The sequence below is a fragment of the Myroides sp. 1354 genome, assembly GCF_030324495.1.
Taxonomy (GTDB): Bacteria; Bacteroidota; Bacteroidia; order Flavobacteriales; family Flavobacteriaceae; genus Flavobacterium.
In genome coordinates this window covers 1-25,704 of record NZ_JACAGN010000018.1, presented here as the reverse complement: position 1 = coordinate 25,704, position 25,704 = coordinate 1, and the positions used below count along the sequence as shown (strand labels likewise).

The 25,704-nt window shown below is 36.9% G+C and carries 15 protein-coding genes and 1 pseudogene; 4 read left to right on the top strand and 12 right to left on the bottom strand.

Annotated elements, in window-relative coordinates; all coding sequences use genetic code 11:
- The first annotated feature begins 7 nt into the window (after window positions 1-7).
- Both HX004_RS15155 and HX004_RS15150 read left to right on the top strand, forming a co-directional pair.
- Window positions 8-1,204 carry an alanine dehydrogenase gene (locus HX004_RS15155; RefSeq protein ID WP_286443442.1) on the top strand — a complete coding sequence of 399 codons (1,197 nt, stop codon included), beginning with the start codon at window positions 8-10 and terminating at the stop codon, window positions 1,202-1,204.
- Between the two features lie 62 nt (window positions 1,205-1,266).
- Complete coding sequence (locus HX004_RS15150; RefSeq protein ID WP_286443441.1) at window positions 1,267-1,641, top strand: DUF4258 domain-containing protein; 375 nt, start codon at window positions 1,267-1,269, stop codon at window positions 1,639-1,641.
- A gap of 19 nt (window positions 1,642-1,660) precedes the next feature.
- Here the strand turns inward: HX004_RS15150 and HX004_RS15145 are convergent, their stop codons facing one another.
- Together HX004_RS15145 and HX004_RS15140 are read right to left on the bottom strand one after the other, a co-directional pair.
- Entirely contained in the window at window positions 1,661-2,221 is a 561-nt protein-coding gene (locus HX004_RS15145) for a helix-turn-helix domain-containing protein (protein ID WP_286443440.1), read from the bottom strand.
- Between the two features lie 543 nt (window positions 2,222-2,764).
- Window positions 2,765-2,965, bottom strand: coding sequence for a hypothetical protein (locus HX004_RS15140; protein WP_286443439.1), 201 nt, complete (start codon window positions 2,963-2,965; stop codon window positions 2,765-2,767).
- 303 nt (window positions 2,966-3,268) lie between these two features.
- Here HX004_RS15140 and HX004_RS15135 point away from each other — a divergent pair, with 303 nt between their 5' ends.
- On the top strand, window positions 3,269-3,880 hold the full coding sequence (locus HX004_RS15135) for a hypothetical protein (RefSeq protein WP_286443438.1): 612 nt from the start codon (window positions 3,269-3,271) through the stop codon (window positions 3,878-3,880).
- A gap of 35 nt (window positions 3,881-3,915) precedes the next feature.
- Here the strand turns inward: HX004_RS15135 and HX004_RS15130 are convergent, their stop codons facing one another.
- From HX004_RS15130 to HX004_RS15120, 3 genes are all read right to left on the bottom strand, one after another.
- The gene (locus HX004_RS15130) at window positions 3,916-4,419 is read right to left on the bottom strand and encodes a DUF2199 domain-containing protein (RefSeq protein ID WP_286443437.1); all 504 of its coding nucleotides are present in this window, start codon (window positions 4,417-4,419) and stop codon (window positions 3,916-3,918) included.
- A gap of 199 nt (window positions 4,420-4,618) precedes the next feature.
- On the bottom strand, window positions 4,619-6,286 hold the full coding sequence (locus HX004_RS15125) for a SusD/RagB family nutrient-binding outer membrane lipoprotein (RefSeq protein ID WP_286443436.1): 1,668 nt from the start codon (window positions 6,284-6,286) through the stop codon (window positions 4,619-4,621).
- Between the two features lie 9 nt (window positions 6,287-6,295).
- The gene (locus HX004_RS15120) at window positions 6,296-9,415 is read right to left on the bottom strand and encodes a SusC/RagA family TonB-linked outer membrane protein (protein ID WP_286443435.1); all 3,120 of its coding nucleotides are present in this window, start codon (window positions 9,413-9,415) and stop codon (window positions 6,296-6,298) included.
- Window positions 9,416-9,759: 344 nt separating this feature from the next.
- Here HX004_RS15120 and ygiD point away from each other — a divergent pair, with 344 nt between their 5' ends.
- Window positions 9,760-10,593 (top strand): 4,5-DOPA-extradiol-dioxygenase, encoded by an 834-nt coding sequence (ygiD, locus tag HX004_RS15115; protein WP_286443434.1) that lies wholly within the window; start codon window positions 9,760-9,762, stop codon window positions 10,591-10,593.
- Window positions 10,594-10,707: 114 nt separating this feature from the next.
- Here ygiD and HX004_RS15110 read toward each other — a convergent pair whose 3' ends face one another.
- The 7 genes and pseudogenes from HX004_RS15110 to HX004_RS15080 all read right to left on the bottom strand — a co-directional run.
- Window positions 10,708-12,669, bottom strand: a complete 1,962-nt coding sequence (locus tag HX004_RS15110) for an OmpA family protein (RefSeq protein WP_286443433.1) — start codon at window positions 12,667-12,669, stop codon at window positions 10,708-10,710.
- Window positions 12,670-12,680: 11 nt separating this feature from the next.
- On the bottom strand, window positions 12,681-13,613 hold the full coding sequence (locus HX004_RS15105) for a PorP/SprF family type IX secretion system membrane protein (RefSeq protein ID WP_286443432.1): 933 nt from the start codon (window positions 13,611-13,613) through the stop codon (window positions 12,681-12,683).
- Window positions 13,614-13,624: 11 nt separating this feature from the next.
- Entirely contained in the window at window positions 13,625-14,950 is a 1,326-nt protein-coding gene (locus HX004_RS15100) for a T9SS type B sorting domain-containing protein (protein WP_286443431.1), read from the bottom strand.
- 3 nt (window positions 14,951-14,953) lie between these two features.
- A complete protein-coding gene (locus HX004_RS15095; RefSeq protein WP_286443430.1) occupies window positions 14,954-19,258 on the bottom strand; it encodes a CLIPPER-2 domain-containing protein in 4,305 nt (1,434 codons plus the stop codon).
- Window positions 19,259-19,329: 71 nt separating this feature from the next.
- Window positions 19,330-21,378, bottom strand: coding sequence for a phage tail-like protein (locus tag HX004_RS15090; protein WP_286443429.1), 2,049 nt, complete (start codon window positions 21,376-21,378; stop codon window positions 19,330-19,332).
- A gap of 19 nt (window positions 21,379-21,397) precedes the next feature.
- The gene (locus HX004_RS15085; protein ID WP_286443428.1) at window positions 21,398-23,878 is read right to left on the bottom strand and encodes a phage tail-like protein; all 2,481 of its coding nucleotides are present in this window, start codon (window positions 23,876-23,878) and stop codon (window positions 21,398-21,400) included.
- Window positions 23,879-23,904: 26 nt separating this feature from the next.
- Window positions 23,905-25,704, bottom strand: a pseudogene (locus HX004_RS15080) (hypothetical protein); the annotation flags it as partial.

Here is a 25,704-nt window from a genome sequence, read left to right as displayed (position 1 = left end):
AATACCTATGTCCAAAATGTATCCTTTTTCAAAAAAAACCTTACTCCCTCAAGAGGAATGCTTGTTAGTAGAGCCACGCAAGGGTGAATTATTCATTGGGGTACCGAAAGAAAACTTCTCGATTGAAAAGAGAATTTGCATCACACCTGAGGCTGTACAAACACTACATGCCTACGGTCATCGTGTATTAATTGAAAAAGGAGCTGGAGAGGCTTCTAGTTATAGTGATTTAGAATACAGCAAAGCGGGAGCAGAAATTACAACGGATCCAAAAAAAGTATTTGGTTGTCCTATTGTGGTTAAGGTGGTTCCTCCTACATTGGATGAAATAAAACTCATGACTCCTCATAGTGTATTGTGGTCAACCATCCAGTTAAAAACGCTAGATCCTTCCTATTTTAAAGCGTTGGCAAAAAAGAAAATATCTGCCATTGGTTTTGAGTTTATTCAGGATAAACACGGTTCTTTCCCTGCTACGAGTATTTTAAGTGAAATTGCAGGAATTGCATCCATCCAAATTGCCTCTGAATTAATGACCACCACCAATAATGGCAAAGGGCTATTAATGGGAAATATTACAGGAGTCGTTCCAACAGAAGTTGTCATTCTAGGAGCGGGAATTGTCGCAGAATACGCGGCTAAAACAGCCATTAGTATGGGTGCTAACGTTCGCATTTTCGACAATTCTATTCAAAAATTAAGACGATTACAAAATAATTTACCTTTTCCTGTTGCTACGTCTACGATTCAGGATAAAATTCTTTTAAAAGCTCTAATGCGATGTGATGTAGCTATTGGTGCTATTCGCGGTAAAAATCGCTCCCCTATTGTCGTGACGCAAACCATGGTTGAAAGCATGAAAAAAGATGCCGTGATTATCGATGTTGCTATTGATAATGGAGGATGTTTTGAAACTTCTGAGCTTACCACACACGAATATCCAACCAAACGAAAATACGAAGTAATTCACTACGGAGTTCCCAACATTACTTCTCGTTATTGTAAAACCGCTTCTATGGCTATTAGTAACGTAATTACTCCTTTTCTTTTAGAATTTGCTGACAATGGCAGCCTAGAAGGCACTGTATTTACAGATAATGTCTTAAAATCTGGAATTTATACGTATAAAGGTTTAATAACAAATAAGGTAGTTGCAGATTGGTTTAATCTGGACTATAAAGACATTCGACTTTTTGCATTCTAATTTTTTGCCAATTATTTAGTTTTACAACGCTATATTGCTACTTTTGTACAAATTTTAAAGAAATGAGTTTTATACAAAGACTTGCGTATTATTTGTTTGGCCTCTTGATTGGCTGCATGTTTTTATTTTACTTTTTTGGAGAAAAGAAAACAGAGTTTTGTTATTTACCGAATTGTAGAGTTTTGAAAGATTTGAGAAGCAAGCCTGTTCAATATAGTTCAGATGCAGAATTTAAATTAAAAGAAGGATGGGTTGTGGAAGATGACATCCGAAAATCACTACAATATGGTAAAGTTGACTTTGATCAAAGTAATGTTGATTTTGAAAAAGGTAAACTGTATATTATTAGTGGTCGAAATGCCAACAATGATCCCATTACAATTAAGATTGTAAATTATAGCGATAAAATCAAACTCTTAGATATAACAAAGCCCTAAATTTAGGGCTTTTGTCTTTTTATAAGTGATCAATTTGTATTCGATGTGGAGTCGTCAATTGTTTAAAAGCAGTAGGTGTCATCCCCGTTATTTTTTTAAACTGTGTACTCAAATGAGCTACACTGCTGTAATTCAATTGAAAAGAAATTTCTTTTAGCGTTAATTCATCATAAACTAATAGTTCTTTTACTCGCTCAATCTTCAGGTGAATGAAATACTGTTCAATCGTTGTGGATTCTATCTGAGAAAAAAGCTGTGTCAAATACAAATAATCTCTATTTAATTGTTCAGCTAAATACGATGACAAGGGAGTTTCTAATGTCCACTGCTCGGATTGTAATAAACCAATTAACAGCGATTTTATTTGAGTAACTACTTGACGTTCTTTATCGTTGAGAAGTTCAAATCCGATTTTCTCCAATTGCATACGCAAGTGCTGCAGTTCTTTCTCTACTAATTGCTCTTGTATTTCAACTTCGCCCAATTGAATAGCAACAGCTGTATAATTCATCGTTTGAAGAATCTGTTCCACTGCTAAGATACAACGATGACAAACCATGTTTTTTACATACAACCTCATCCTCTATTCTTTCTTTTTCTGATTTGTAACTCATTTGTTTTACTTGACTTGATTGATAGAAATAAGTCATTTACCTTGATATTTATACTTATATATGCGTTCATTTTGGTGTTCATTTACATTCAAAGATAAAGAAAAGGTAATAAATCTGATGATTGATAATGTTTCGATTTGTTTTTTGCTTTTTCGTTTTTTTGCAAGTTGCTTTTTCGTCAGAACATCGATTAAAGAAAACATATTCTTAAATCATAAAATTCAACTGATAATCTTTAGATTGACTTTTTTATTTTTTTGCTTTTTTGCAAGTTGATTTTTCGTCAGATCATCGATTAAAGAAAATATATTCTTAAATCAGAAAATTCAACTGATAATCTTTAGATTGACTTTTTTGTTTTTTTGCTTTTTTGCAAGTTGATTTTTCGTCAGATCATCGATTAAAGAAAATATACCCTTAAATCAGAAAATTTATCTGATAACTGATAATTGACAACTGTTATCAGGTAGATATAAAAAAAGCCATCTCAATGAGATAGCTTTTTCATTTTATACGTTTAATAAATGTAGCGAATCGCTTAATTCAGGTTTTTCTTGCACGAAGCTACTCACCCATTTACCTAATTGTTCAACATCATAAGGAACTAAATGATTTAGTGCTTTTTGTAACTCTTTATAAAACAATTTCGAGTCAAAACTAACGCTTTCTAAGACAGTCGTTGCATAGTTCAACATTATTCTTGTTTTCATAATTCTATTTTTTAAAATCTTACGTTGTATAAACATACTCTTTTTTCTGATCAAATCAAGTGTACAGCTGGTATTTTAATATTTTTTTAATACTTCATGATTTTAGGCTAAATACCCCTATAAAACGCAAAAAAACACATCTTATTATACGAAGTATAAAAAAAGATTCTTTTTATTAAGAATAATCAAATTCTACTTGTGTATTCTAAGGTTATCTCAAAAAAGTACTCGTCCAATTCAAAATAAGTTGTACTTTGATCCCTTATCATTTCAATCCATTATTACTTATACAAATCTTTGATAATGAAGTTAAAACCAAATTTTTCACGTGGCGCTGTGCTTATTTTAACGATTATATTCTTAATCACTGCAGTTACTTTTGAAATTTTCGAACTCAGTTCGCTACCTGCCCAATTCTTCGGTACCTTATTAGGTGTCGTCATTACAGCTATTATTACTGTTTTACTTTTACAAGGACAAACGAAAAGTGAAGAATCCAGAGAGCGAAACTTGATGGTCTTTGAAAAGAAGCAAGAAATCTTCTTTCATTTCCTCACCCAGTTGAACACCATTTTACAAAAGGAAAAATTAACCTTGCATTTAAGTCATGATAAAACCTTAGAAAGAGAAGTGAACAGCTTACAAGATTTGCTTTTTGAATTTGGTTTCTTACAAATGCATACTTCAACAAAGACTTTTGATCAGATCTTAGTTTGTGTTGGAAATTTAATGGAGGAAAGCAAAAAGATAAAACAACTTGAAGATAAAACAGAACAAGACTTCGAAGGGTATTACAAAGTACTAGCAACTGATTTCTTTGCGATTGTTTCACTTTTGAAGTTAGAACTTTATAATGCAGCTCCAACAGATATCAATAAAAAACAATTGGATCGCATCATCAGATTGTCATTTTAAAAAAAACAGGAGGTTCTAACCTCCTGTTTTTTTTTTTAATTACCCAAAGCGACTTGGATTCTTTTTGTTGCTTCTTCTGTTGTGATTCCACTGTAAAAATCGCGAATCAACTCATTATTTTCTTTTTGATGTAAGTAGATATAAGGGCGTCCTTTTTCATTGTCTACTTCTACATTAGTACCAATTTCCATACAGGTATCAAAGGAATAGGGACCAATATGATTATTGAGCCATCCAAAATAAGTAGTTTTGAACGCTTTATTTTCAAAATTTTCATAGTATTCTTTAAAGCTTTTTTCACTGAGTGATACCCATACGCCATAATCTAAATCTTGACAAGCATCTACCACCGTTTGAATTAAAACAACACGAATAAAATAATAAGTATGTTCTGGATGGATAATGACACAGAAATCACTAGTTACTTCAGCTTCTTTTTTCTCTTCTTCTGTCAATTGAGCATAGCTCAAGGGAGTTGGATAAGCTAAGGCAGGCCAATCCTCATGTTCTTGTCCACAGTCTACACAGATGTATTTCATCTTTTTATTTACAATATTACGATTTTTTACTGGATGGTTTTAAGCAATAAGCGAGGCGGCATAAGAAGAAAGGAAGGTTAAAAACGAAAATAAAATTACTCATTTGCTTATTTATCAGTCTTCGTTAATACAAACTATACCTTACTCAACAAAAAAGGATTCCCTTTTCAGAGAATCCTTTTTCTTCTAACCTAAAAAATTATTCAGCCCAAATTAATTTGGTATTCATGAGATCTCCTCCCATTCTAGCTGCTGCTTCGTCCTTATTAGCCTTATTAACGAGATTAAGATCTGTAGGGTATGTAATTCGTCCAGGCAAATCAGTCAATCCGTTTAATGGCGTAAAAGTATATTCTGTCTGTTGTTGTGGTCCTGGAGCGATTAACTCGTGACTTTGTCCGGGAAATAACAGTGTTTTTGGGTATTTTGTTCTTCTGTATTCCGCCCAAGCTTCATAAGGTTGGAAAAACAAAGCAATATATTTTTGCGTGAGTATTGTTTCTTGATTCACAACAAGTGATTGCGCTAGATAATCATCCATAGCACTAGGTTCTACCTTCCATTTTTGCATAGAGGCTTTAATTCCATTCACATAATTTGCTTGGGGGTCTACTCCCAATTCTGCTAAAATGAAAGCGACTTCTGCATATTCCATCAGTATTTCTGTATAATCGGCTTTATACACTGTACCGCTAAATTGGGAAGCATAAGCAAGCTGACTTCCTGTATAAGCATCCACAATTCCGATAGGCATTCCATTATACAAATCAGCAGTTCGATCTACGTAATCATTTTTCTCTATGCAAGGTTCTGGTTTGGAAGCATCATAATAAAAGGCCACTGTTACTTCAGTCTGTTTTCCGTTTTCACTTGTAACCAACTGACTCACTGGAGCTACCATTTTAAACAATCTTGGATCGACAATTGTAGCAAAAGGATTAGGATGTGCTGTTTTTGTTTCTCCCTTTAGCAATTCGACAAAAGTATTGGTTGGCGAAAAATCATTCCTTCTAGAAATAAATGCATCAAAATAAAAAGGAGCTGGTTTTACAGGATCATTTTGAAATTTTTGTCCAACATTATCCTCATTCGACTGCATTAAACTCTCGGGATTTGCAGTTAGTTCTGCCAAATGTGTTTGAGCGATGGGAAGAACATTTTTCACCCTATTAGCAATTCTCAAACGAAGTGAATTGGCAAATTTCTTCAATTTCAAAGGGGAACCGAATAGAAAATCACCTGAATTAAATACATTGGTTGCATTTAGATTAATAGATTCAGCGGCTTCTTTCAATTCATTCATTAAGTCGGTATAAATTTTTTCTTGAGGAGCAAATTTAGGTGTTGGTATTTCGTGGTCAGTTCCTAAGGTCATGGCTTGAAAATCGGGATCTTTTGAAGCATAGGAATAATATGGAACATCGCCATACATATCCACCAATTGCAATTGAGCATAGGCAATCATAATACGCGCCGCAGCCAATTGGTTAGCAGGATCTCCATAAGTAGCTACTTTAGCCGCATTGGCAGGATCATTGACTATATCAATAATTTGTTTGTATCCTTTTACAGCTAAAAAGATATCCGTATACAAACTATTGTTGACCTCATTTCTGAATTGATAGCGATCTTCTGCCGTATAATTTCGTTGGGCAGAATATTGAATCCAAGGCAGAGCCATTCGTCCAGAGGACATGCCTCTGCGTGTTCTAGTCATCAACTCTTTGTTTGTATTATTAAACAATCCATTGGTTGTTACTTCCAAAGGTTGATTGGGGTTGATATTAATTTGTTCTAAATCACGATCACAACTTGTGCTTAGTACAAAACTTGTTGTTGCAAAAAGCAATAGGATATATTTTCTCATTTGATTCAACTATAATTGAAATTTAACGTTCATTCCATATGTTCTAGTAGAGGGCAAAGAAGCACCTTCAAGAGCTTGTATATTGCCACTAGCATAGGAAGCCATTTCTGGATCCATCCCTTTCCAAGCCAGGTTCCAAGTAAACAAATTGCGAGCGTATAATGAGATGGTAATTCCTTTAAAAGGACCTATCCACTTTAGAGGTAAATCATAAGCCAACGTTATTTCTCTCAATTTTACGTAATCTGCATCAAATACATTTTGCGCATCTACTGTCCCATTAAATCCTTTCGCCCAATCTACAGCCGTTACAACCTGATCATTCGGTGTTCCGTCTTCTTTAACTCCTTCTAGAATTATTCCTTTTTCTCGAATATCTCCTTTAGCTGTTTCTTCTAACATTCCAGAATACATTCCATACATATGAGTGGTAGAGAAATATTTTCCGCCTTTTTGGATATCGAGAAGTACACCTAGATTAAATTTTTTATAGCGAAAATTGTTTCGGATTCCCATATTGTAATCAGGTAAATAAGTTCCTAATGCTTTTACCTCTGAGGCTACATACAGACCATCTTCTCCAATTTTCTTATTGCCTTTATCGTCATATACATAATCTGTTCCATAGATTTGTCCATAGGTTTCCCCTATCTTTCCTTGTAGTGTAACTCGAAAAGGTGCTCGAGCAATTTCAACAGACTCCACTCCCTCTGCCAATCGAATCAACGTATTTTTATTTTTTGCAATATTCCATGTCATTTGCCATGCAAAATCTGCAGTTTGAATTGGTGTCAAATTAATTGTTGCTTCAACTCCTTTATTTTTCATATCTCCTGCATTCATCCATCGGTAAGCAAATCCTGTGGCTGCATCATATTGCACTTTGGTAATGAGATCTTTCGTTTTGATTTCGTAATACGAAACCTCAAACCCTATTCTATTGTTTAAAAAGGCAGCTTCTAATCCGACTTCCTTCGTAATCATCAATTCGGGTTTTAGGTCGGGGTTATTCGCAGTATTTTCTAGTCCATAAGTTGGATCACCTAAAAATGGTCCATTTACTCTAAAATAATTTCTCGTTCGATAGGCTTCTGTATCATTTCCCACTTGAGCCCATCCCAGTCGAATTTTACCAAAACTCAACCAATCAGGTTGTTCTAATACATTTGAAAACAAGAATGTACCACTCAAAGAAGGATAAGTAACTGATTTTTTAACTGTGGAAAACCAATCGGTTCGCATTGTTCCCTCAAGAAATAAGTATTCCTTAAAACTTACAGTAGCAGAACCAAAAACAGAATTCGTTCGCATATGGGATTCGTCGTTAATTGATTTTGCAGTAGCAACGCTATTACTCAAATTATATAAGTTTGGAAGCTCAAGTCCTCCCACAGTTTCACCTTGCAGAAAATTCGCTCGTTTTTCACTGCGATTGATTCCTACAAAAGCTTCTATTCCAAAAGCACCAAACTGATCGCTATAGTGCAAGCGCCCTTCGTAATTATATTCAGACAAACTTCGTCTAGCGGCAAAATAAGAAGAAGTACTTTGTGATCCGACGGCGATATGTTCATCAATGGCTAAATCATATCGATCCGCATACACAGTTGTAACGGCATATAGTTTATCAGAAAAATTATACGTCAACTTAACATTTCCAAACCAGCGATTTCGAATATCTTCGGATGTATTTTCATAGACAACCCAATACGGGTTATCGGAATAAGCAGGCATTCCATTATCCCAAGAGGTTCTATTCCAAGAGCGTTGATTTCCATTTTCGAGTTTATACGCTTTTAATTTTTCAAAATCAATCTGTCTTTGTCCCCATTGAAAAAATCGCTCTACAACCGAATTATCTCCATATCCAACAACAGGTCTATTAAATCCTTTTGTGCGAACATAATTGATATTGGCTTCTGCTTTAAAATTCTCATTGAGTTGAGTAGCTGCATTTAAGGTTACATTATTGCGCTGTAATTTTGAATTGGGAATAATGCCTTCGGTTACGTTGTTGTTGAAAGCCATCCTGATATTACTGTCTTTGAAAGACTTGGCAATAGAGACGGATTGATTGTACGTAACTCCAGTATTAAAAAAAGTTTTTACATCGTTTTTGGATTTAACCCAGGGAACCTCTTTCATATAGTCATGTTCGAACTCGGGATCAAATGCATACCATGGTAGATAAGGCGTTCCATCTAGTTTAGGACCCCAACTTTCATCTAGAATATATTCGGGAATATTGTATATTTTTCCGTTAATTTCCTGTTGTCTAAACGTCTCTGTCGAACCACCTCCATATTTATTTTGCAGTTGTGGCATAACGTTAATGGATTCGAATGTAATGCCCGAATTGAGTTCAATTTGCGTTCGTCCATTTTTAGCTGATTTTGTTGTATAGAGGATGACCCCATTTCCACCTCTATTTCCGTATAATGCAGATGCAGGACCTCCTTTGAGCACCGTTATAGATTCAATATCATCTGGATTAATATCAGCCGACCCATCTCCATAGTCCCTTCCACTAGCTCCTCTTTGCATGTTTTCATCTGCGTAATTGCTATTGTCTAGTGGAATTCCATCTACAACAATTAACGGTTGATTATTTCCTACAACAGATTTAACTCCACGCAATACAATTCGCGTAGACCCGCCCATAGAAGAAGGAGCGGTTATTTGTAAACCTGCTACATTTCCCGAAAGCGCATTTACTGCATTGGTTTGTCCGGCGTCTGATAATTGTTCCCCTGAGACCTCTTGAGAGGAGTATCCGAGTTTTTTCTTGTCTCTTTTAATCCCCAAAGCGGTCACAACTACACCTTCTAACATTTGCTCTTCTGCTGTCATCTGTAAATTAAAAATACGCTGATTGTTTACGGTATACTTGACCTCTTTCATTCCTATAAAAGAAAATACTAGTACGTCACCTTGTTTTACGTTCAACGCATATTTTCCGTCTAAATCTGTTTGAGTTCCCTTTTGGGTTCCCTGAAGGAGAATCGTTACACCGGGTAAAGGCATTCCGCCCTCTGTGACCATTCCCGAAAGTTCTTTCTCTTGTGCATGCGCCAGTTGCATAAACAAGCAACACAGACAGAGATAGATGTACTTAATTTTTGAATTCATTGTATCATTTTGATTAGTTCTTCAACCAAAATTAATACAGTGATTGTTATAAAAAATTAAGAAAACAAATACAAAATAAACAGAATTCGAAATAAAATTAAAATTGCAAACAACATATATGATAAATATATAAAATTCAATTTTTTTTAAGTCTTAAATACGGGAACACAAACTAAAAAACACCGTTATTTTAAATTAATCTTAAGATTTAGTTTTCAGAATTTTGAAGAGTTATGATAGAAATTATTTGAATATATTTCTTTTTTGAAAGTAGTTAAACCTTTAACAATTAAGATAAAATAGAAAAATAAATTATAGAACTTTACGTATAAAAATTAACAATCATGCAATCACTTCAAGACCTTTATCGCTTTTCACAGACCTTATCCTATAGTGAAACGATCATGCCAACGTTATTCATTGGACATGGTTCGCCTATGAATGCTATTTCAGATACGGTATTTTCTCAGAATTGGCATCAGCTGGGACAATCTCTTCCCACACCAAAAGCGATTCTAGTTATTTCTGCACATTGGTTAACGAAAGGCAGTGCAATTACGGCTATGGATTTTCCTGAAACGATACACGATTTCAGGGGATTTCCGCAACCTTTATTTGAAGTTGACTATCCTGCACCTGGCGCACCTGATTTAGCTAAATCTATCCAGGAAATGGCAAAACCAGTAGATCTTCACTTGGATCACGATTGGGGTTTAGATCATGGTACATGGTCTATTACGAGACATATGTTTCCCAAAGCGGATATTCCGGTTTTACAACTGAGCATTGATTATTACAAACCTTTGGAATACCACTATCAATTGGCTACTCAACTGCGTGAATTGCGCAAAAAAGGGATTTTAATTATTGGCAGTGGAAATATGATTCACAATTTGCGTATGCTCTCGTGGGATCAGATGGAAAACAATTATGGCTTTGACTGGGCGCATGAAATCAATGCGGTTCTCCAACAGCATATTGCAGAGAACAAGGTACAATACTTGATTGACTACGAGAAGCTACATCCACAGATTTCACTTGCTGTCCCTACGTTAGAGCATTATATTCCGATGTTGTACAATTTGGGATTGAAAGAGGCCAAAGATGAATTGCTGTTTTTTAACGATGCCTATGTAGGGGGTTCGTTGAGCATGACTTCTTTTATGTACTACCAATAAAAAGTAAGAGCGCTCGAAAAATCGAGCGCTCTTGTGGGCTTAGTGCTGCGTGTTTTAAATCCTACAGCAGGATCATCGAAAAAAAATTGTTTTGTTGTTTGTTAGGTATATGTATTACATTTCTGTAATAATAAACTCGCTTCGTCTATTTAACTGATGTTCATCTGCTGTACAAGGAACGCCATTACTACATTTGTTTAGCAATTGACTTTCTCCATAACCGCGACCTGTTAAACGACTTGGATCGATTCCTTGTTCAATCATCCATTTGATTGTTGATTTTACACGACGATCTGATAAACTCATGTTATAATCATCGTTTCCTCTACTATCTGTATGTGAACGAACATCGATTTTCATTGTTGGGTATTCTTTCATTACCTCTACTACTTTCATCAACTCAATCGAAGCGTCTCTTCGGATATTTGATTTGTCAAAGTCAAAGTAAATCGGTTGAAGTTTTAATTTCTTAAATAAATCGTCGTTAATCTCTAGTGGTTTTTCCGTTTTTTCTAATCCGATATTCACGGTTTTAACTCCAGGTTCGCGATTTACATTAAAGGCTACTTCAACTGTGTTATACAGTTTTTTCTCTGCTTTAATGCGGTATTTATGTCCACAATCTAACAAAGAGGTACTATAATATCCTTTATTATTGGTGTAAATTGTATCTGATTTTTGATACATTGCATCAGAAATAACCACTAGGGCATCTACTAATACTTCGTTGGTATCTTTATCATATACTGTTCCTTCAATGGTTTGTTTACATGGTTTTTCAGCTAAGAAGTAGATATCATCTGATCCTTTTCCTTCCGCGCGGTTTGAACTAACAAATCCTTTGTTTTGTTTTGAATCCAAATAGAATCCAAAGTCGTCCATACTACTGTTAATTGGCGTTCCCATATTCACCACCGGTCCGAAAGTTCCGTTTGGATATAATTTAGCTACAAATATATCCATTCCTCCCAAACCTGGATGTCCATCAGAGGAGAAATATAGTTGAAAATCTGAAGATATGAAAGGAAAACTTTCTCTTCCTTGCGTATTTATTGTTTTTCCTAGGTTTTCCACGGGTCCGTAGCCACCATTTTCATACAAAGCTACGCGAAATAAATCAGATTGTCCTATTGTTTCTCTTCGATCTGAGACAAAATACAACCATTTATCGTCAGGAGTTAAAGCAGGATGGGCTGTATTGAAATTATCCGAGTTAAACGGCAATTCCTCTACTAGTCCCCACTTCCCATCCGCTTGCTTTACTGTCTTGTATAATTTTAATAAAGAGGTGTTATCTTTATTTTGTTTGCTTCTACCACTGGTTTTGGAGTTGTTACGCGTAAAATACATCGTATTGCCATCTTTTGTAAAAACAGCCGTTGCGTCATTTACTTTTGATTCAATCTCTGGCGCAAAAAGTACGGGCTCTCCAAAGCCATTTTGATCAATCTTTGAGCTATATAAGCTCGTGTAACTTTCGTTGGTCCACGAGTGAATTTTACTTCCACTTTGGTGTTCTGTTGCACGTGCTGAAGTAAATACGAATTGGTCTCCCAATATCATTCCTCCATAATCTGAATATGCTGTATTGATATCTAATAATTTAATATCATAACGATCAGAATGGTTTTCGATATGCTCTAGATAATCGCGGTTTTTATTGTACAACGCTGTTCTGGAATCTTCTTGCTCTAGTGCGGCAAAACGATCCATCATTTGTTGTGATTTTGTATAATCTTTCGCAGCTTTTAGGGTTTGTGCATAGCGATAGTAATATTCAGAAGATAAGGCTGTAAGGTCTTTGTCTTCGTAAGTACCCTCAAATAGCTCTGCGTACCATTTATTAGCCTCCACTAATTTACCATTAAAATAGTAAGCATCGGCTAAATTTTGCAAAATAGACGTATTGACAAATCCTTTATCGGCAATGCGTTCATATACTTTAATTGCATCAATATAAGCTAAGCGATCAAAGCTTTTATCGGCTTGTTTTTCTTTTTTTATCTGGCTGTATCCCGAGAAGCTAAAGCTCAAGGCTAGGCTGAGAATTCCCAGTTGCATTATCTGTTTTACCATACTTATAACAATTAGAAGAACCTAGGCGCAGTAATACGCTTGTAGCTATTAAACAAAGTGAATCGCATGAAAATCTCGTGAGATCCAGAGTTGTAGTTGGCTAATTTGGTTGTTTCTGCATCGTAGCTATACCCTACAAAGATATTTTCTGACACTTGGAAACCAACTAAACCACTTACAGCAGCATCCCAACGGTAAGCAATCCCCGCAGTAAATTTATCCACAAACATAAAGTTTGCTGATACGTCCACTTGTAATGGAGATCCTTGCTCCATTTTCACCATTGCTGCAGGCTTAAACTTGATGTCGCGATTTAAATCAAACACATATCCCCCTGTTAAGTATAGGTGCATTTTTTGACGCAATGTTTTCACATCGTTGTCGTTGTAACGTGAGCGCGTTAATAAATTAGGTGCAGATAAACCTACATAGGCTTTATCGGAATACAAGAATAATCCTGCTCCTACATTGGGTGTAAACTTGTTCTTGATATCGTTTTCCGCTACAGGATCTGTTGGATTGTAAATATGTAATTTACTGTAATTTACGTCTAATAAATTCGCCGATCCTTTTAATCCAAAGGCCAATTTATAGTGGTAATTTAAATCCACTGCATACGATAAATCAACAGATAACGTATTATCATCCATTACCCCTAAGTGGTCGTTAACAAAGTTTACTCCTAACCCTAATCCTGAGTCACCTAAAGGTGTATTTACGGATAGTGTTGCTGTTTTAGGAGCACCTTCTAATCCAACCCATTGGGTGCGGTATAATCCAAAGATGTTCAACCCTTCTCTACTCCCTGCATATGCGGGGTTGATGTTCGAGTGGTTATACATGTATTGGGTATATTGTGGATCTTGTTGTGCATAGGTTTGTGTCATGCTGAACAAACCTATACCTCCAAGAACAATTGTTTGTATTGTGTTTCTAAGTTTCATCTAGTATTGATTTAATTAGACTCCAAATGTAAATTTGCAGCTTTCTTAATCATGCGACTACCATTTTGGTCTTTGTATTCGTATGTAACAACATAGTAATACGTTCCACTTGGTAATTTCTTGCTCTTATCTATGGTTACACGTCCTTCAGAATATCCTCTAAATACATTTGAACTTCCGTCTCCATTCGGATCATATCCTTTGGTTTCGTATACTTTTACTCCCCAACGGTTGAAAATTTCTACTGTATTGTTTGGATATTTATTGATATTATCAATAATAAAGTAATCGTTTTTACCATCTCCATCAGGTGTTACCAAGTTGTAAATAACGATATCTCCATCTAAGATCCAATCTTTTTTCACGGTTGCTAAGGTAAAAAATCCGTATCCTTTTACAGCAGCTACTGTGGTTACTTCTTTGGTTGACATATCCACTACTCCACCTTCGTCTACCCATAGTTGTTGTTTGGCATCCCAACGCACAATGTGCAATTCATTTTCAGGATCCGCAAGCAAAGTAGGAGGTGTAGTACGCTCATCCCAACTCAAAGTTAACAAAATATCACTTTTCGTTTCACTTCCGCGGTCAATTAACCAATACTCATTTGTATCCAATTCTTTGATTACGCCTACAGTTGCAGGTCGAGCGACAAAAAATGGAGCATCTTCTGTGCGGTATTCTCCAACAAAAGCATCTTTGATATCCTTGGGTGCAGTGATACGCGCATAGCGGTACATTTGTCTGTCTCCTTTTGGATATTGAAAGGGTTCGTTTCCTATTTTCTCCACCTGTCCTTCTGCATGCGAACGATCATCTACGTTCGTAGCTTTAGATCCTTGGTGAAAACTCAACATACCCATTGATAATTTTGTTTCTGGAGCAATGGTAGGATCTACTTTTATGATTCCGTCCAAGAAATCCATAGTTCCGTATACATTGATGTTGTTTTTTAAATCGAAAGCAACTTTGGGTGTTTCGTTATTCAACTCAACATTATAAAAGCTAGACATCGACGCACCACTTAGCAACTGTGGTCCTTTTTCATCTTCATAGCGTTTAAAGATAGCTGTACTTACACTGTTATTCTTTCTTTCTTCATCAAAAGAATAATACCCATCGTTGTTGAAATCACGGTAAAAATAAGCCGTTCCTCCATTCACAACAGAAGCAGTTTCCTGATTGTCAAAACTGTATAGCGTAGAGATAATTCCATCATTCCCCACTACTATTTCTCCTTGATTGACAAAAGAAGCTGAATTTTCTTGTGCCACTGCTACTGCGCTAAACCCTAATATGCTTAGGAAAAGTACTCGGTTGCTATATATTTTTTTCATAGATTATAATTGCTTAACCTTTTGATAAATCATTGGATTGGTAATTAATATTCCGCTGCCTTCTAAACGAACATAAGTGTGGAATGGTTTCGTTGCATCCCATCCTGGATCTCCTTCTCGATAAGGCGTTGGGTCGGTTGACTCCTCATCCACTGTATATGAAGATCGAGGTAAACGACCAACACCTATAACTTTTGCACGGTTATATACCCCTTGATTAACATAAATATCATCCTGTGTTACTTGATAAGAAACGGTAAACGTCCACGTTTCATTTCTATTCAAGACTCCATTGCTGTTGTTATCTCCCTCTAAAACAACACCTGCTTGTGTGGGTTGATGCGTAGTTGGATCTAATTTGATATGGAAGCCGAATAGCGGATCAACAATCTCCACATCGTAAATATCCATATCTCCCGCATTTTTCACTTTGAATGTATACGTAATGGTTTCTCCTTCTTCTGCGAATGTGTTAGCATTCTCATCTGCAAAGACTCCGTCTTTTTCCAACGTACAAGTTTCACACTCTTTTTGTTGTAAACCGTATCCGAAACCATACATCATCGTTTGTCCGATTACGTTTTGGGTAACATCTACTTTATTTACTTGCATTCCCGTTCCTTCCGAAATCCAGTGTACCACTTGTAAAGGAACAACGACATTATTATTATTTCGATCGTAAACTTCTAACTCTTCTAATGCGCCATTTGTCGTTCTTTTACCTTCCAATTTCACATTCCCCCATTTGTCAATACTTACGCGAATAACTGGTGTAGGGTTGTTCAATCGATCTTCTAAATCCAAATTTGTAACATCTGATTCAACTCCATTTGGATGTTTATTCACATTCCAAACTGCACTTGTTCCTGTCTCTCCAAATCGCTTCCCATCTGATTTAAAACGCACATTTCGGTTTGCATGTCCTGTTTCAAATTCCAACTCTTCTTTATACAATGGCACTCCGTTGATTACCATATTGAAAGAGTTATCTAGACGGTAAATATCCACAATGAAACCTCCATCAGTAGCTGGTTGTTCAAACTTCTCTACTACGTTGCTCCCTTCAGGTCTAGCTCCTGCACTATGGAACCATCCAAATCCTTTACCTACTACATCTTGATAACATTCATCTGCACATGTAATATTGGATACGTGAATTCCACAACTTTGATTCGCTGTGCGTTTAGAGAAGGTAATATTGTCAATTAACGTATGTCCAAATCCTTTACTTGTTTCTAACGCTCTATCTTGACTTCCGCGAATGGCAATTTTCACTTCTCTTCCTAAAACATCCACACATTCTGCATCTGCAAATGTAAAACTAGCTGTTAAAGGTACCCATCCTAAGCTAAATCCTTCTGGTGAAGCCCCTTCTGGTAAACCAGGTCCTGGGTATTTTAAAGGTACAGACGCATAGATATGTCCTGTTATTTTATCCACTACATCCATCAACATATAATCTTTGTCGTGGTAAGTTACATACGAATAAATATCTAAGGTATATACTCTATCTTTTTCAATTCTTCCGTTTACTTCAAATTCATAGAATGGCTTAATACTTTGTGCTGCTGAACTCGCTCCACGTACTAAGAAAGCCGAACCATTTACCGCTCCAGACATATCGCGAATCGAATTTACTTTGTCCCAAGCTGGTGTCCAATCGAAATTACTGTTTGGCAATGTTGGATCATTGGTTGGCGCATTGGGCACCCAAATTCCTTCACTCCAAGAGTCCGTAGTTGGGATCCCCATTTGTACATATCCTGGAGGGTTTACCGAATAATATCCGTTTTTGATACGCGCTACAGAAATTGTCTGACTATGTGGTGACCCGTTTGCACTAGCATAACGGCTATCGTTCATCCCTGGTGCAAATAGGTAAGTTGCTGTTGCTCCACCTCTTGGACCTTGTCTCACTACTCTTCCATTCCCATCAGTCATAATAGCTCCTGTAGTAGGGTTAATGCTAATCGATGCTTTATTCATCCAATCAGTTCTCCCTGAATTTACATTCCAGTAGCCTCGATCAAAATCTTCAAAATACAAGATCTGATCCACACACTCGCCCAACGCCATGAATACCACTTCTTGAATGTTGTTACATCCAATTGACCCACTACTACCTGGTAAATTCCCTGAGTCGTTGTTGTAACACTCAAAGTGAGGATTCGTTGGTTTAATGTTCGGATCCCCATTCGTTGCATCTGGATCCGAAACGTCTGCTGGTCTCATGATGGTTGATTCTGCCACCATAGATCCTGTCATTCCGTTTAATTTTCCAGTTACTTTATAGGTAACGGTACAATCTTTTGGAATTTGCAATTCTGAACGGAAGGTACGCGTTGCTGGATCATAAGTTAATGCAATTGATTCTCTAGCTGTTCCATTTGTACAAGTAAACGTTGCACGTACACTTCCTGGATTAGTTACATCTACTCCTGGAGGAACCGTAAAGCTAAACGGTGCACCGTGAATACCATTAGGAATATCAGCGATAATATTAGAAGGTCCTTTGTTACCCGCTACAATCGTATATTCTACAACATCCCCTCTATTTCCACTTCCTTTATTTACCACTCCACCTACTTTATAAGTCAAAGTTGTATATAAATCGGCTTCCATCACTTCAACTGTAGCATCTACTTGTTTTTCTTCTCCTTGGATAAATGCCCAAGTATCAATTGATTTTGTATCTCCCCAAGTTGCCCATCCAGTTCCAGCTGAATTTAGACCATATACATGTCCGTTTGTTGTACTATTCTCTCCAGTGTTAAAAACACCATTGATCATTTTAAGGTGACTGTTGTTAATTGGATCTACTTTAGAACCATTAAAAGCATTACCACTTACACTTCCGTGCGTTAATCCACTATCATCCCAAAATACTTTATTGGTAATTACGCGATCTAAGTTATTCGTATCCAAAAGTTCAATGGCAATACCACCTATATTATATTCTACGTCAAAGAATGGGAAGTGCACTTCAGCACCTTGTAAAACTACTTTAACGTGAACAGGCAAAGTAGTACCTAAAGCACTGATTCGACCATTACCATCTTTTCCATCCCATAAAATAGAGTTATCACCTTCAACCGCTTGACCTACGAATAAACGAGGAGCAAAATTCGCGTTTGTACTTTCTAATAAAATTCGATACTGCCCTGCAATAGAGGCTACAAAGTCAATTCTTCCTCCTTTGTGTCCCAATCGTCCTGGTGTACCCTCTGCTCCAATTACTTTTACCTGAGTCAAATCAGGGCGCACTGGACTAGCCTTCAACCACGTTGATGTTGCAGTAGGTCTTTCTTTTCCACTACCATCTGACACTCCAATTGAGGCATTTGCTTTTAAAGGCAAATCTGTAGCTGGTTTCGCATAGAACATTTTATGTGTAACATGTCCTCCCTCATCAGGTGTATTCGGATTTTGTACCTTACCACTAATATTATTCGGTGTATCGTTTAAACTTTTATACAATGGAACCACCTGTCCATTTTTAGTTTCGTAGAACCCAAGGTTATTTACGAAAAAGGCAAAAACGATTCCGTTACTTCCATTATGCGTTACTCTATAAGTATATCCATCAATAGTACGTGCATATAAAGAACCGTAAAAACGTACGTTATGATATTTATTACTTCCCAATCCTGCATCATTTCCTGTTGATAGGTTTAAGTTAGTTGCATAGACACGTCCTGGAATAAACACATTGTTGCTAATCACCGAAATATCCCAAGCAACAATAGCTGCATCATCTCCCTGTGACCAGTTACTATTTGCAGACACACCACTTCCTTGACCAGTTGAAGATCGAGACGTAAATTCTACGCGATAGATTCCTTCTGTTTCAACTGTATAATAAATAGGTCTATATCCTCCAGTACCACTTGCTGTGAGTCTTGGTCCTGCTAATTCTGCTGTGCGATCGGGAATATTTCCATAAACAGTATTACTATTTTCTCTTCCTGTATAGGCAGATAAAGAAATTTTATTACCTGTAGGCCCATACAATGTGATACGCTCCCTATTAGGCCATCTACTGCTATTAGAAGAACCATATCCCTGAGCAGAAGAAGCTAAGGTAATAGTTTCTCCTGCTTTCGCATAGACATAGTGAATTCCTTTGTTCGGAAATGGAGTTGCTTCCGAAGTATATCCACTTCCCAACAAATGCGCACGATGCCCACTTGCTCCGCTCGGATATAAGTTTCTAGAACCATCTGCCAACACAGCTGTACTTACGCCTAGTACTAGCACTAGCGTAAGTAAAGCTTTTGTTGTTATTTTATTTATAATTGTATATATCATTGCTGTATTCGTAATTATAATTCATTTTAGATTTTGAAACTATTGTTTCAAAATGCCTACATTATGATTCGTTACTTGATTACAAAAACGATATTCATATACGAAGCTGGTGTTGCTGTTCCGATGATATCGTATTTCAATACCCCATCTTCATCAATGCTTATATTAGCGAATACATTTTTATCGTAATAGGTAACATAGTAATGTAATTCTCTTTTACCAAATACATCCATAATCGCTGGTGCATTTGTACTTCCAATTACTCCACCATCATACGGAAGACTTCCTCCTGCTGCTCCATGGGCAATATTATAGGCTGTACCTCTAGTTGTAGTGAATTGATTCACATAATCTTGGTATAAATCTCTTTTTAGATTTGTTCCTGTAGTTTTTGTATTGAAAATCACCGCTGGCATATAGAAAAACTGAGGAGCCACTTTCTTGCGCTCTACTGTTTTTAATACCCCATCAGCATCCGCTACTACTACTTTATCTGTTGCTGCTCCTTTGAACGCTGGTTTGTTGATGTTTACCACCTTTACTCCACCGTTTCCTTGGAAAACAACGTTGTCATTATTGTCCGTACGCCCTGAAGTACCAAAACTGATGTCTTTTGTGTTTTCAGCAACTATTTTTATTCCGTTATCAGCATTTGAATGGATTAAAGATTCATCTTTTGTATGCTCAAATATCAAATTTGATCCTTCGCTCAATAATCCAATAGAAGCCGTATTATTTCCACGTAGATTTAACCCTGTATGCGTAGCATCATAAGTAAAATCGTGGCTTTGATTTCCACTTTTAAACATCAAACTATTGAATGTACCGAAATCTACTGTTCGCTTATAGAAGTTCGCTTCTGTACTAACTAACGTACCATCATGCGTATAAATATTCTCATGAGCTGCAGGCGTTTCCCATGATGTAGTAAGATCCCCTCCTTTGTCTACTGTTGTCAATACTTGACCTTCTGCACCTGGAGCAATTTGCACTGGGTTTAATGAACCTCCGATTTGACCTAAATCTAAGTTTCCTTGTTCTACGCCTACTGTATATTGTGTATTATTTCCAGTAATACCCGATGTTACAGACACTTTATTGTCTTTTGCTACTACAGAAGATGTTTTCTGCGCATCTTGAATTGCGTCATTCGAAACATTTACTTTGTATTCAGTTGTATTACTTCCTGTAGGGTTTACAGAAGAAGTAACGGTTGTATTTAAACCATCTACAACTGTTGTGATTTTTTGTCCTGCTTGAATGGCATCTTTTAAATCCACTGAATCTGAAATAACACCATTTACTGTAGTTTGAATTGTCGTTCCTGTAATGGTGTTTGTTACCTTATCCACAAGATTTACAGAAGCTTCTTCTCCATTTACAGTAGAAGTAATTGTATTTCCTGTTGCATCTTTTACTATCGTATGTGTAGTTGCAGGCGCAATTGTTGATTGAGGTACCCAAGTTGTTCCGTCTCCCGTTGCATTGGTAACCATAACGTAATTTGCATCACCAGGTGTAATAGCCAATGTTACGTTTTTCAACGTTGAATTTGCTCCATTTGTTTCTCCACCTACTGTAATTCCAGTTCCTGTAATTCCTTTCGAACTTGTCAGGTTTGTTTCTGTTAAGCTAACTGGTTTCCATTTACCTTCCGTTGCATCGAACGTTAACACTTGATTTGCCGTTGGATTTACATTCGATACTTCAACCCCTTGAATTGCTCCAACTACTGTAGCATTCGTTGGTCCTGTTACGTCACCATCTAATTGAATAGCTGTAATATCCCCTTGTTGAGCAAAACGTACCCATTTTGCTCCATCCCAATAGTAATATCCAGGAGTTACGTCTGTAACTGTAGCTGTAGCTGGATCTTTAGCCGTCGTTGCTTGGTTATACACCATTAACGATTTTTCAGGATTATTAATAGGCGTTGTTCCATTTGTTGTTGCCACTAAATCCACACGCGGAATCAACAATCCTCTTTTTGAGGATTGTATGTCTACCGCTGCTGATTTTGCTGGTTTATCTGTACCGAAACCTTGTTGTGCGTGAACTTGTTGCGTACCTAATGCCAATACTAAACCAAGTCCTGCAAATCCAATGTATCTTTTTTTCATCTTTGTTTTTTGTTTTTTGTTAGTTACGACCTACAACGATCCATTTCGTTCCATTCGATTTGATAATCCATCCTTGGTGAGGCATTGCTCCATACGCTAATACTTCATTTCCTGATTTGATATTCAAATACCCCGCGTGATTTTCGTTTAGATTTGCGATTTTCACACTGATGGTTTGTCCTTCTGTTCCGTTTACAGCTGGTAAACTTAAGTTTGTATCTGTAGTACCTAATGTCACTTCAATTACGATTTCACTCATTGAAGGGTGGTAATTGTTTACTACTGAATTATCTGTAACGTTTACATCTCCACCTTGGTTGATTGTCACGTTTCCAGCCGCTGTATCAATCGTAGCTAATTTTCCATCTGCCTGAACAACAACTGTTTTATTTGTTTGATCTTTTGCAGCAGTTCCCAATCCAGTGATCGCTAAAGAACCTTTTGTGTTGTCAATCGCCAATGTTGTTGGTGTTTCAATTGCACCACCTAAAGTGATATCGTTCCCCGTTTTTGTTAAACCGTTTGAAGCTGTTACCGTGTTTCCTAAACTTTCTGGAGTTACCCATTCAGTAACATAGGTAGTAGTACCACCCACTGTTACTTCTTTTGTAACTAATACTTGTCCTGCAGCAGTACCTCCTGCAATTTCAATTGTAGTTTCGTCTAATAAAGCTTTTTCTCCACCAGTTACTTTAATAGAAGTTGATTTTAATTCTTTACCGTTTAATATCTCTCCTGTTATTTGTTGGTATGTAACTCCACCATTTCCATCTGCTACTGGAATTTGTCCTTTATCTGCTGGAGTAGCTGTTCCATTTGCTGTAGTATTTGATGTCATTTTATCAGCAGAAACCACTTGACTTCCTAAATCAACATTTGCAATTGTTCCGTCTGCGATTTCAACTGTTGTAATACTTCCTTCTTTAATACTTAAATGCGTAGCTACTAGTACTGCATCTGCTAATGAAGACTCTTCATTTGTACCAATAACGATTTTCCCATCTGTAGTTAAATCTTGACCGATTGCAGAAGAAACGTTTTGATACGTTACTCCACCATTTCCATCAGCAACTGGTACTTGTCCAAGTTGAGCATTTCCACCATTTGCTGTATCTTTAGATGCCATTTTATCTGCTGTTACCGCAGCTGCATCAATTTTTTCATTTGTTACTGCTCCATTCGCAATACCTAAAGTCACATCTTTCAATAAAGCACTTGCTACTTCTAATGATGTACCTACAGTTGAACCTGCAGTTACCGTAATTCCATCTCCTTTTAATGTTTTAGCGTCAATTCCACCATCTTCAATTGCTTGACCAATTAAATTGGCAGGCGTTGTTTCGCTTAATACTCCTTTTGAATCAGCAAGAACTACATTTTTACCAGCTACACCTGCTTTATCTTGCTCTTTCAAACCGTCTAATGCCAATGTATTTGTTTCATCTGTTGTAATTGTAGTAGCTCCACTTAAAGCACCACCTAAAGCGATATCATTACCTGTTTTTGTTAAACCGTTAGAAGCCGTTGTTGTATTTCCAAGTTCACTTGGAGCCTTCCATTCTGTAATTTTATTACCATCTGCATCTGTTCCAGTAACCATTACCATTCCATCTGTTCCACCAGGCGTAATTTCAATATTCACCTCTTTTAAAAGTGATGTAGCTCCATTTGCTCCAATTGTAATTGAACCAGATGTCAACGCTTTTCCGTTTACTCCACCATCGATAGCATCTTCCATTAAAGCTTTAGCATTCACCTTTTTTAAGATTCCATCTGCACCCATTACAACGATATCGTGTTCGTCTGCATCAAATTTAGTCCCTGTTGTAGCTCCTTGACCTACTAATTCCTCTAAACCAGTAATTGCTAAAGTATTTCCTTTATCTCCAGCTGTTGTTTCAATTGTTGTTGCTTTACCTAAAGCTCCACCTAAACCAACTTGTACCTTATTTCCAACGATTGTAGATGTGATACCATTTACACCTTCTACAAATCCGTTGATAAACTCTTGTGGGTTAACCCATTCTGTAGTGTGAATAGTTTCACCATTTACTACTTCAATTTTCGTAACTAATACTTGTCCTGCTTCAGCACCTCCTAATACACTTACGTTGTAATCTGTATCACGTCCGTCTGTTGTTGGTTTAACAGTAACATTTGTTCCTGCTGAAACCGTTACTGCACTTCCTGAGTTAGACGATACGAAACGCACCCATCTACCTGCATTATTATTATAAGTTGCATCCCAGTAGTAAAAACCAGCTGCCGTTGTTGATCCTGTATTATACACCATTAAGGCATTTGCTGGATTTGCAACTGGTGCTGCTTGGTCTAAATTAGGAATGTCAATTCTAGGAATCAATAAACCTCTTTTGCTAGACACGATATCTACAGCAGCTGAACGATCCGGTGTATTTGTTCCAAATCCTTGCTGAGCTACAACGTTTGTTGTTGTTAATACTGTAAAAGCTACTGCTGCTGATAATATAATTTTTTTCATGATAAATTTCTGATTAAGTAAGGTGATTAAAATTTGTTAACGATTTGCCATTGTGTACCATCTGATACAAAGTCCCATCCAGAGTATGGTAAGCCTGTTTCTAGCTTTTTACCGTTTAACCCTGCAACGTTTCCTTCAACAACTACATAACCGTCTTCGTTCGTGTCTAGTTTTTTAATGGTGTATTTTTTTCCTTTGTTATTTTGATCTGCTGTTGGTAGTGTAATCACAATACCTTCTGTTGGTGCAGTATTTGCATCAACCAATACTACGGCGTCTGCTGCTACTAATGCGGTTGCGGTTGCTACTGTTTTTACAGCATTTGCCACATCTACTTTCCAAATCGTTTCATTTGGATTCGCTGCATCTACACGGCTTGATACTTTCGTATTGATACCATCCTCTAGCACCACTGTTTTTTGTTCTGCTTGAACCACCGTTTGTAAATCTTGGTAGGTTACGTTTCCATCTTGATCTGCAATTCCCACTCTTGGTGCATCGGATGTACTTGTTCCTGCGTCTAATTTACCTGCTGTTACTGCTTTGTCTGCAATACCTAAAGTCACGTCTTTTAATAAGGAACTCGCTACTTCAGTATTCAGATTTGTTCCAGCGTTTTCACCAGCTGTAACGGTAATTCCTACCCCTTTTAGCTTTTTAGCCTCTAGATCACCTTGCGTAATTACATCTTCGATCATGTTTTTCGCAGACGTTTGTTTTAATACCCCTGCTGCATCTGCAATTACTAAGTTATTCGCTGTTGGATTAGTCGTTACATGGTCTAATCCTTCAATTGCTAATGTATTGGTTGTAGTTGTTGTGATTACGGTTGCTGCATCTAAAGCACCTCCTAATCTAAACTCGCTGTTTCCAGCTGTGTCATTGACTACATTAATACCATTCTTCGCTGTTACTGTAGCAGAAACAACCTCTTTTGGATCTTGCCATTCTGTTACTTTGCGATTTTCTACGATATCGGAACCATCTGGATTCTGTCCTACTACAACATCTTTCGTTACTGTAACTAATACTTGTCCATCTGCAGACCCCCCTTTAAGGTCTAATTTCGCATCTTTCAATAAAGCCGCTGCTCCACCGTCAACATAAATTGAAGAAGAAGTTAAATCTCCTTTTGTTCCTTCAACCGTTGTAATTTTCTCTAACAATTTCTCAATCGCTCCTTGTACGTTTGTAACGCCTAAGTTTGTTGAGTTATCGTTGTACGTAATTGCATTGGCATTAGCGTCAATCTCTCCAATTACATCTCCGTTTGAGTTTTTGAACTCATATACGTTTGTTGTAGTGTTTAAAGCTACAGACACCTCTTTTGGATCAATGGTTACTCCAGTTGCACCTGTTAAAGGTTGACCATCCGCACCAATTTGATTTTCATTATAATAGGTGTATGTTCCATTTGCATTTGCAACTAGTAAAGTCACTGTTTCATTTGCTTTTACTACTGTATCAAGCAATTGATACGTTATATTTCCATCTGCATCTGCAACACCTACACGTCCATCTAATCCTTTTCCTCCATCTAATTTCTCAGCCGTTACTCCTTTATCAGCAATTTCAATTCCAGCATCAGCCAATAATTTATCTGTTCCAGTTGAAGTGCCTGTGAATGCTAATCCACCTGCTACTGTTAAATCTCCTTTTGTACCTTCTACTGTTGTGATTTTCTCTAACAACTTCTCAATCGCTCCTTGTACGTTTGTAACGCCTAAGTTCGTTGAGTTATCGTTGTATGTAATTGCATTGGCATTAGCGTCAATTTCTCCAATTACATCTCCGTTTGAGTTTTTGAACTCATATACGTTTGTTGT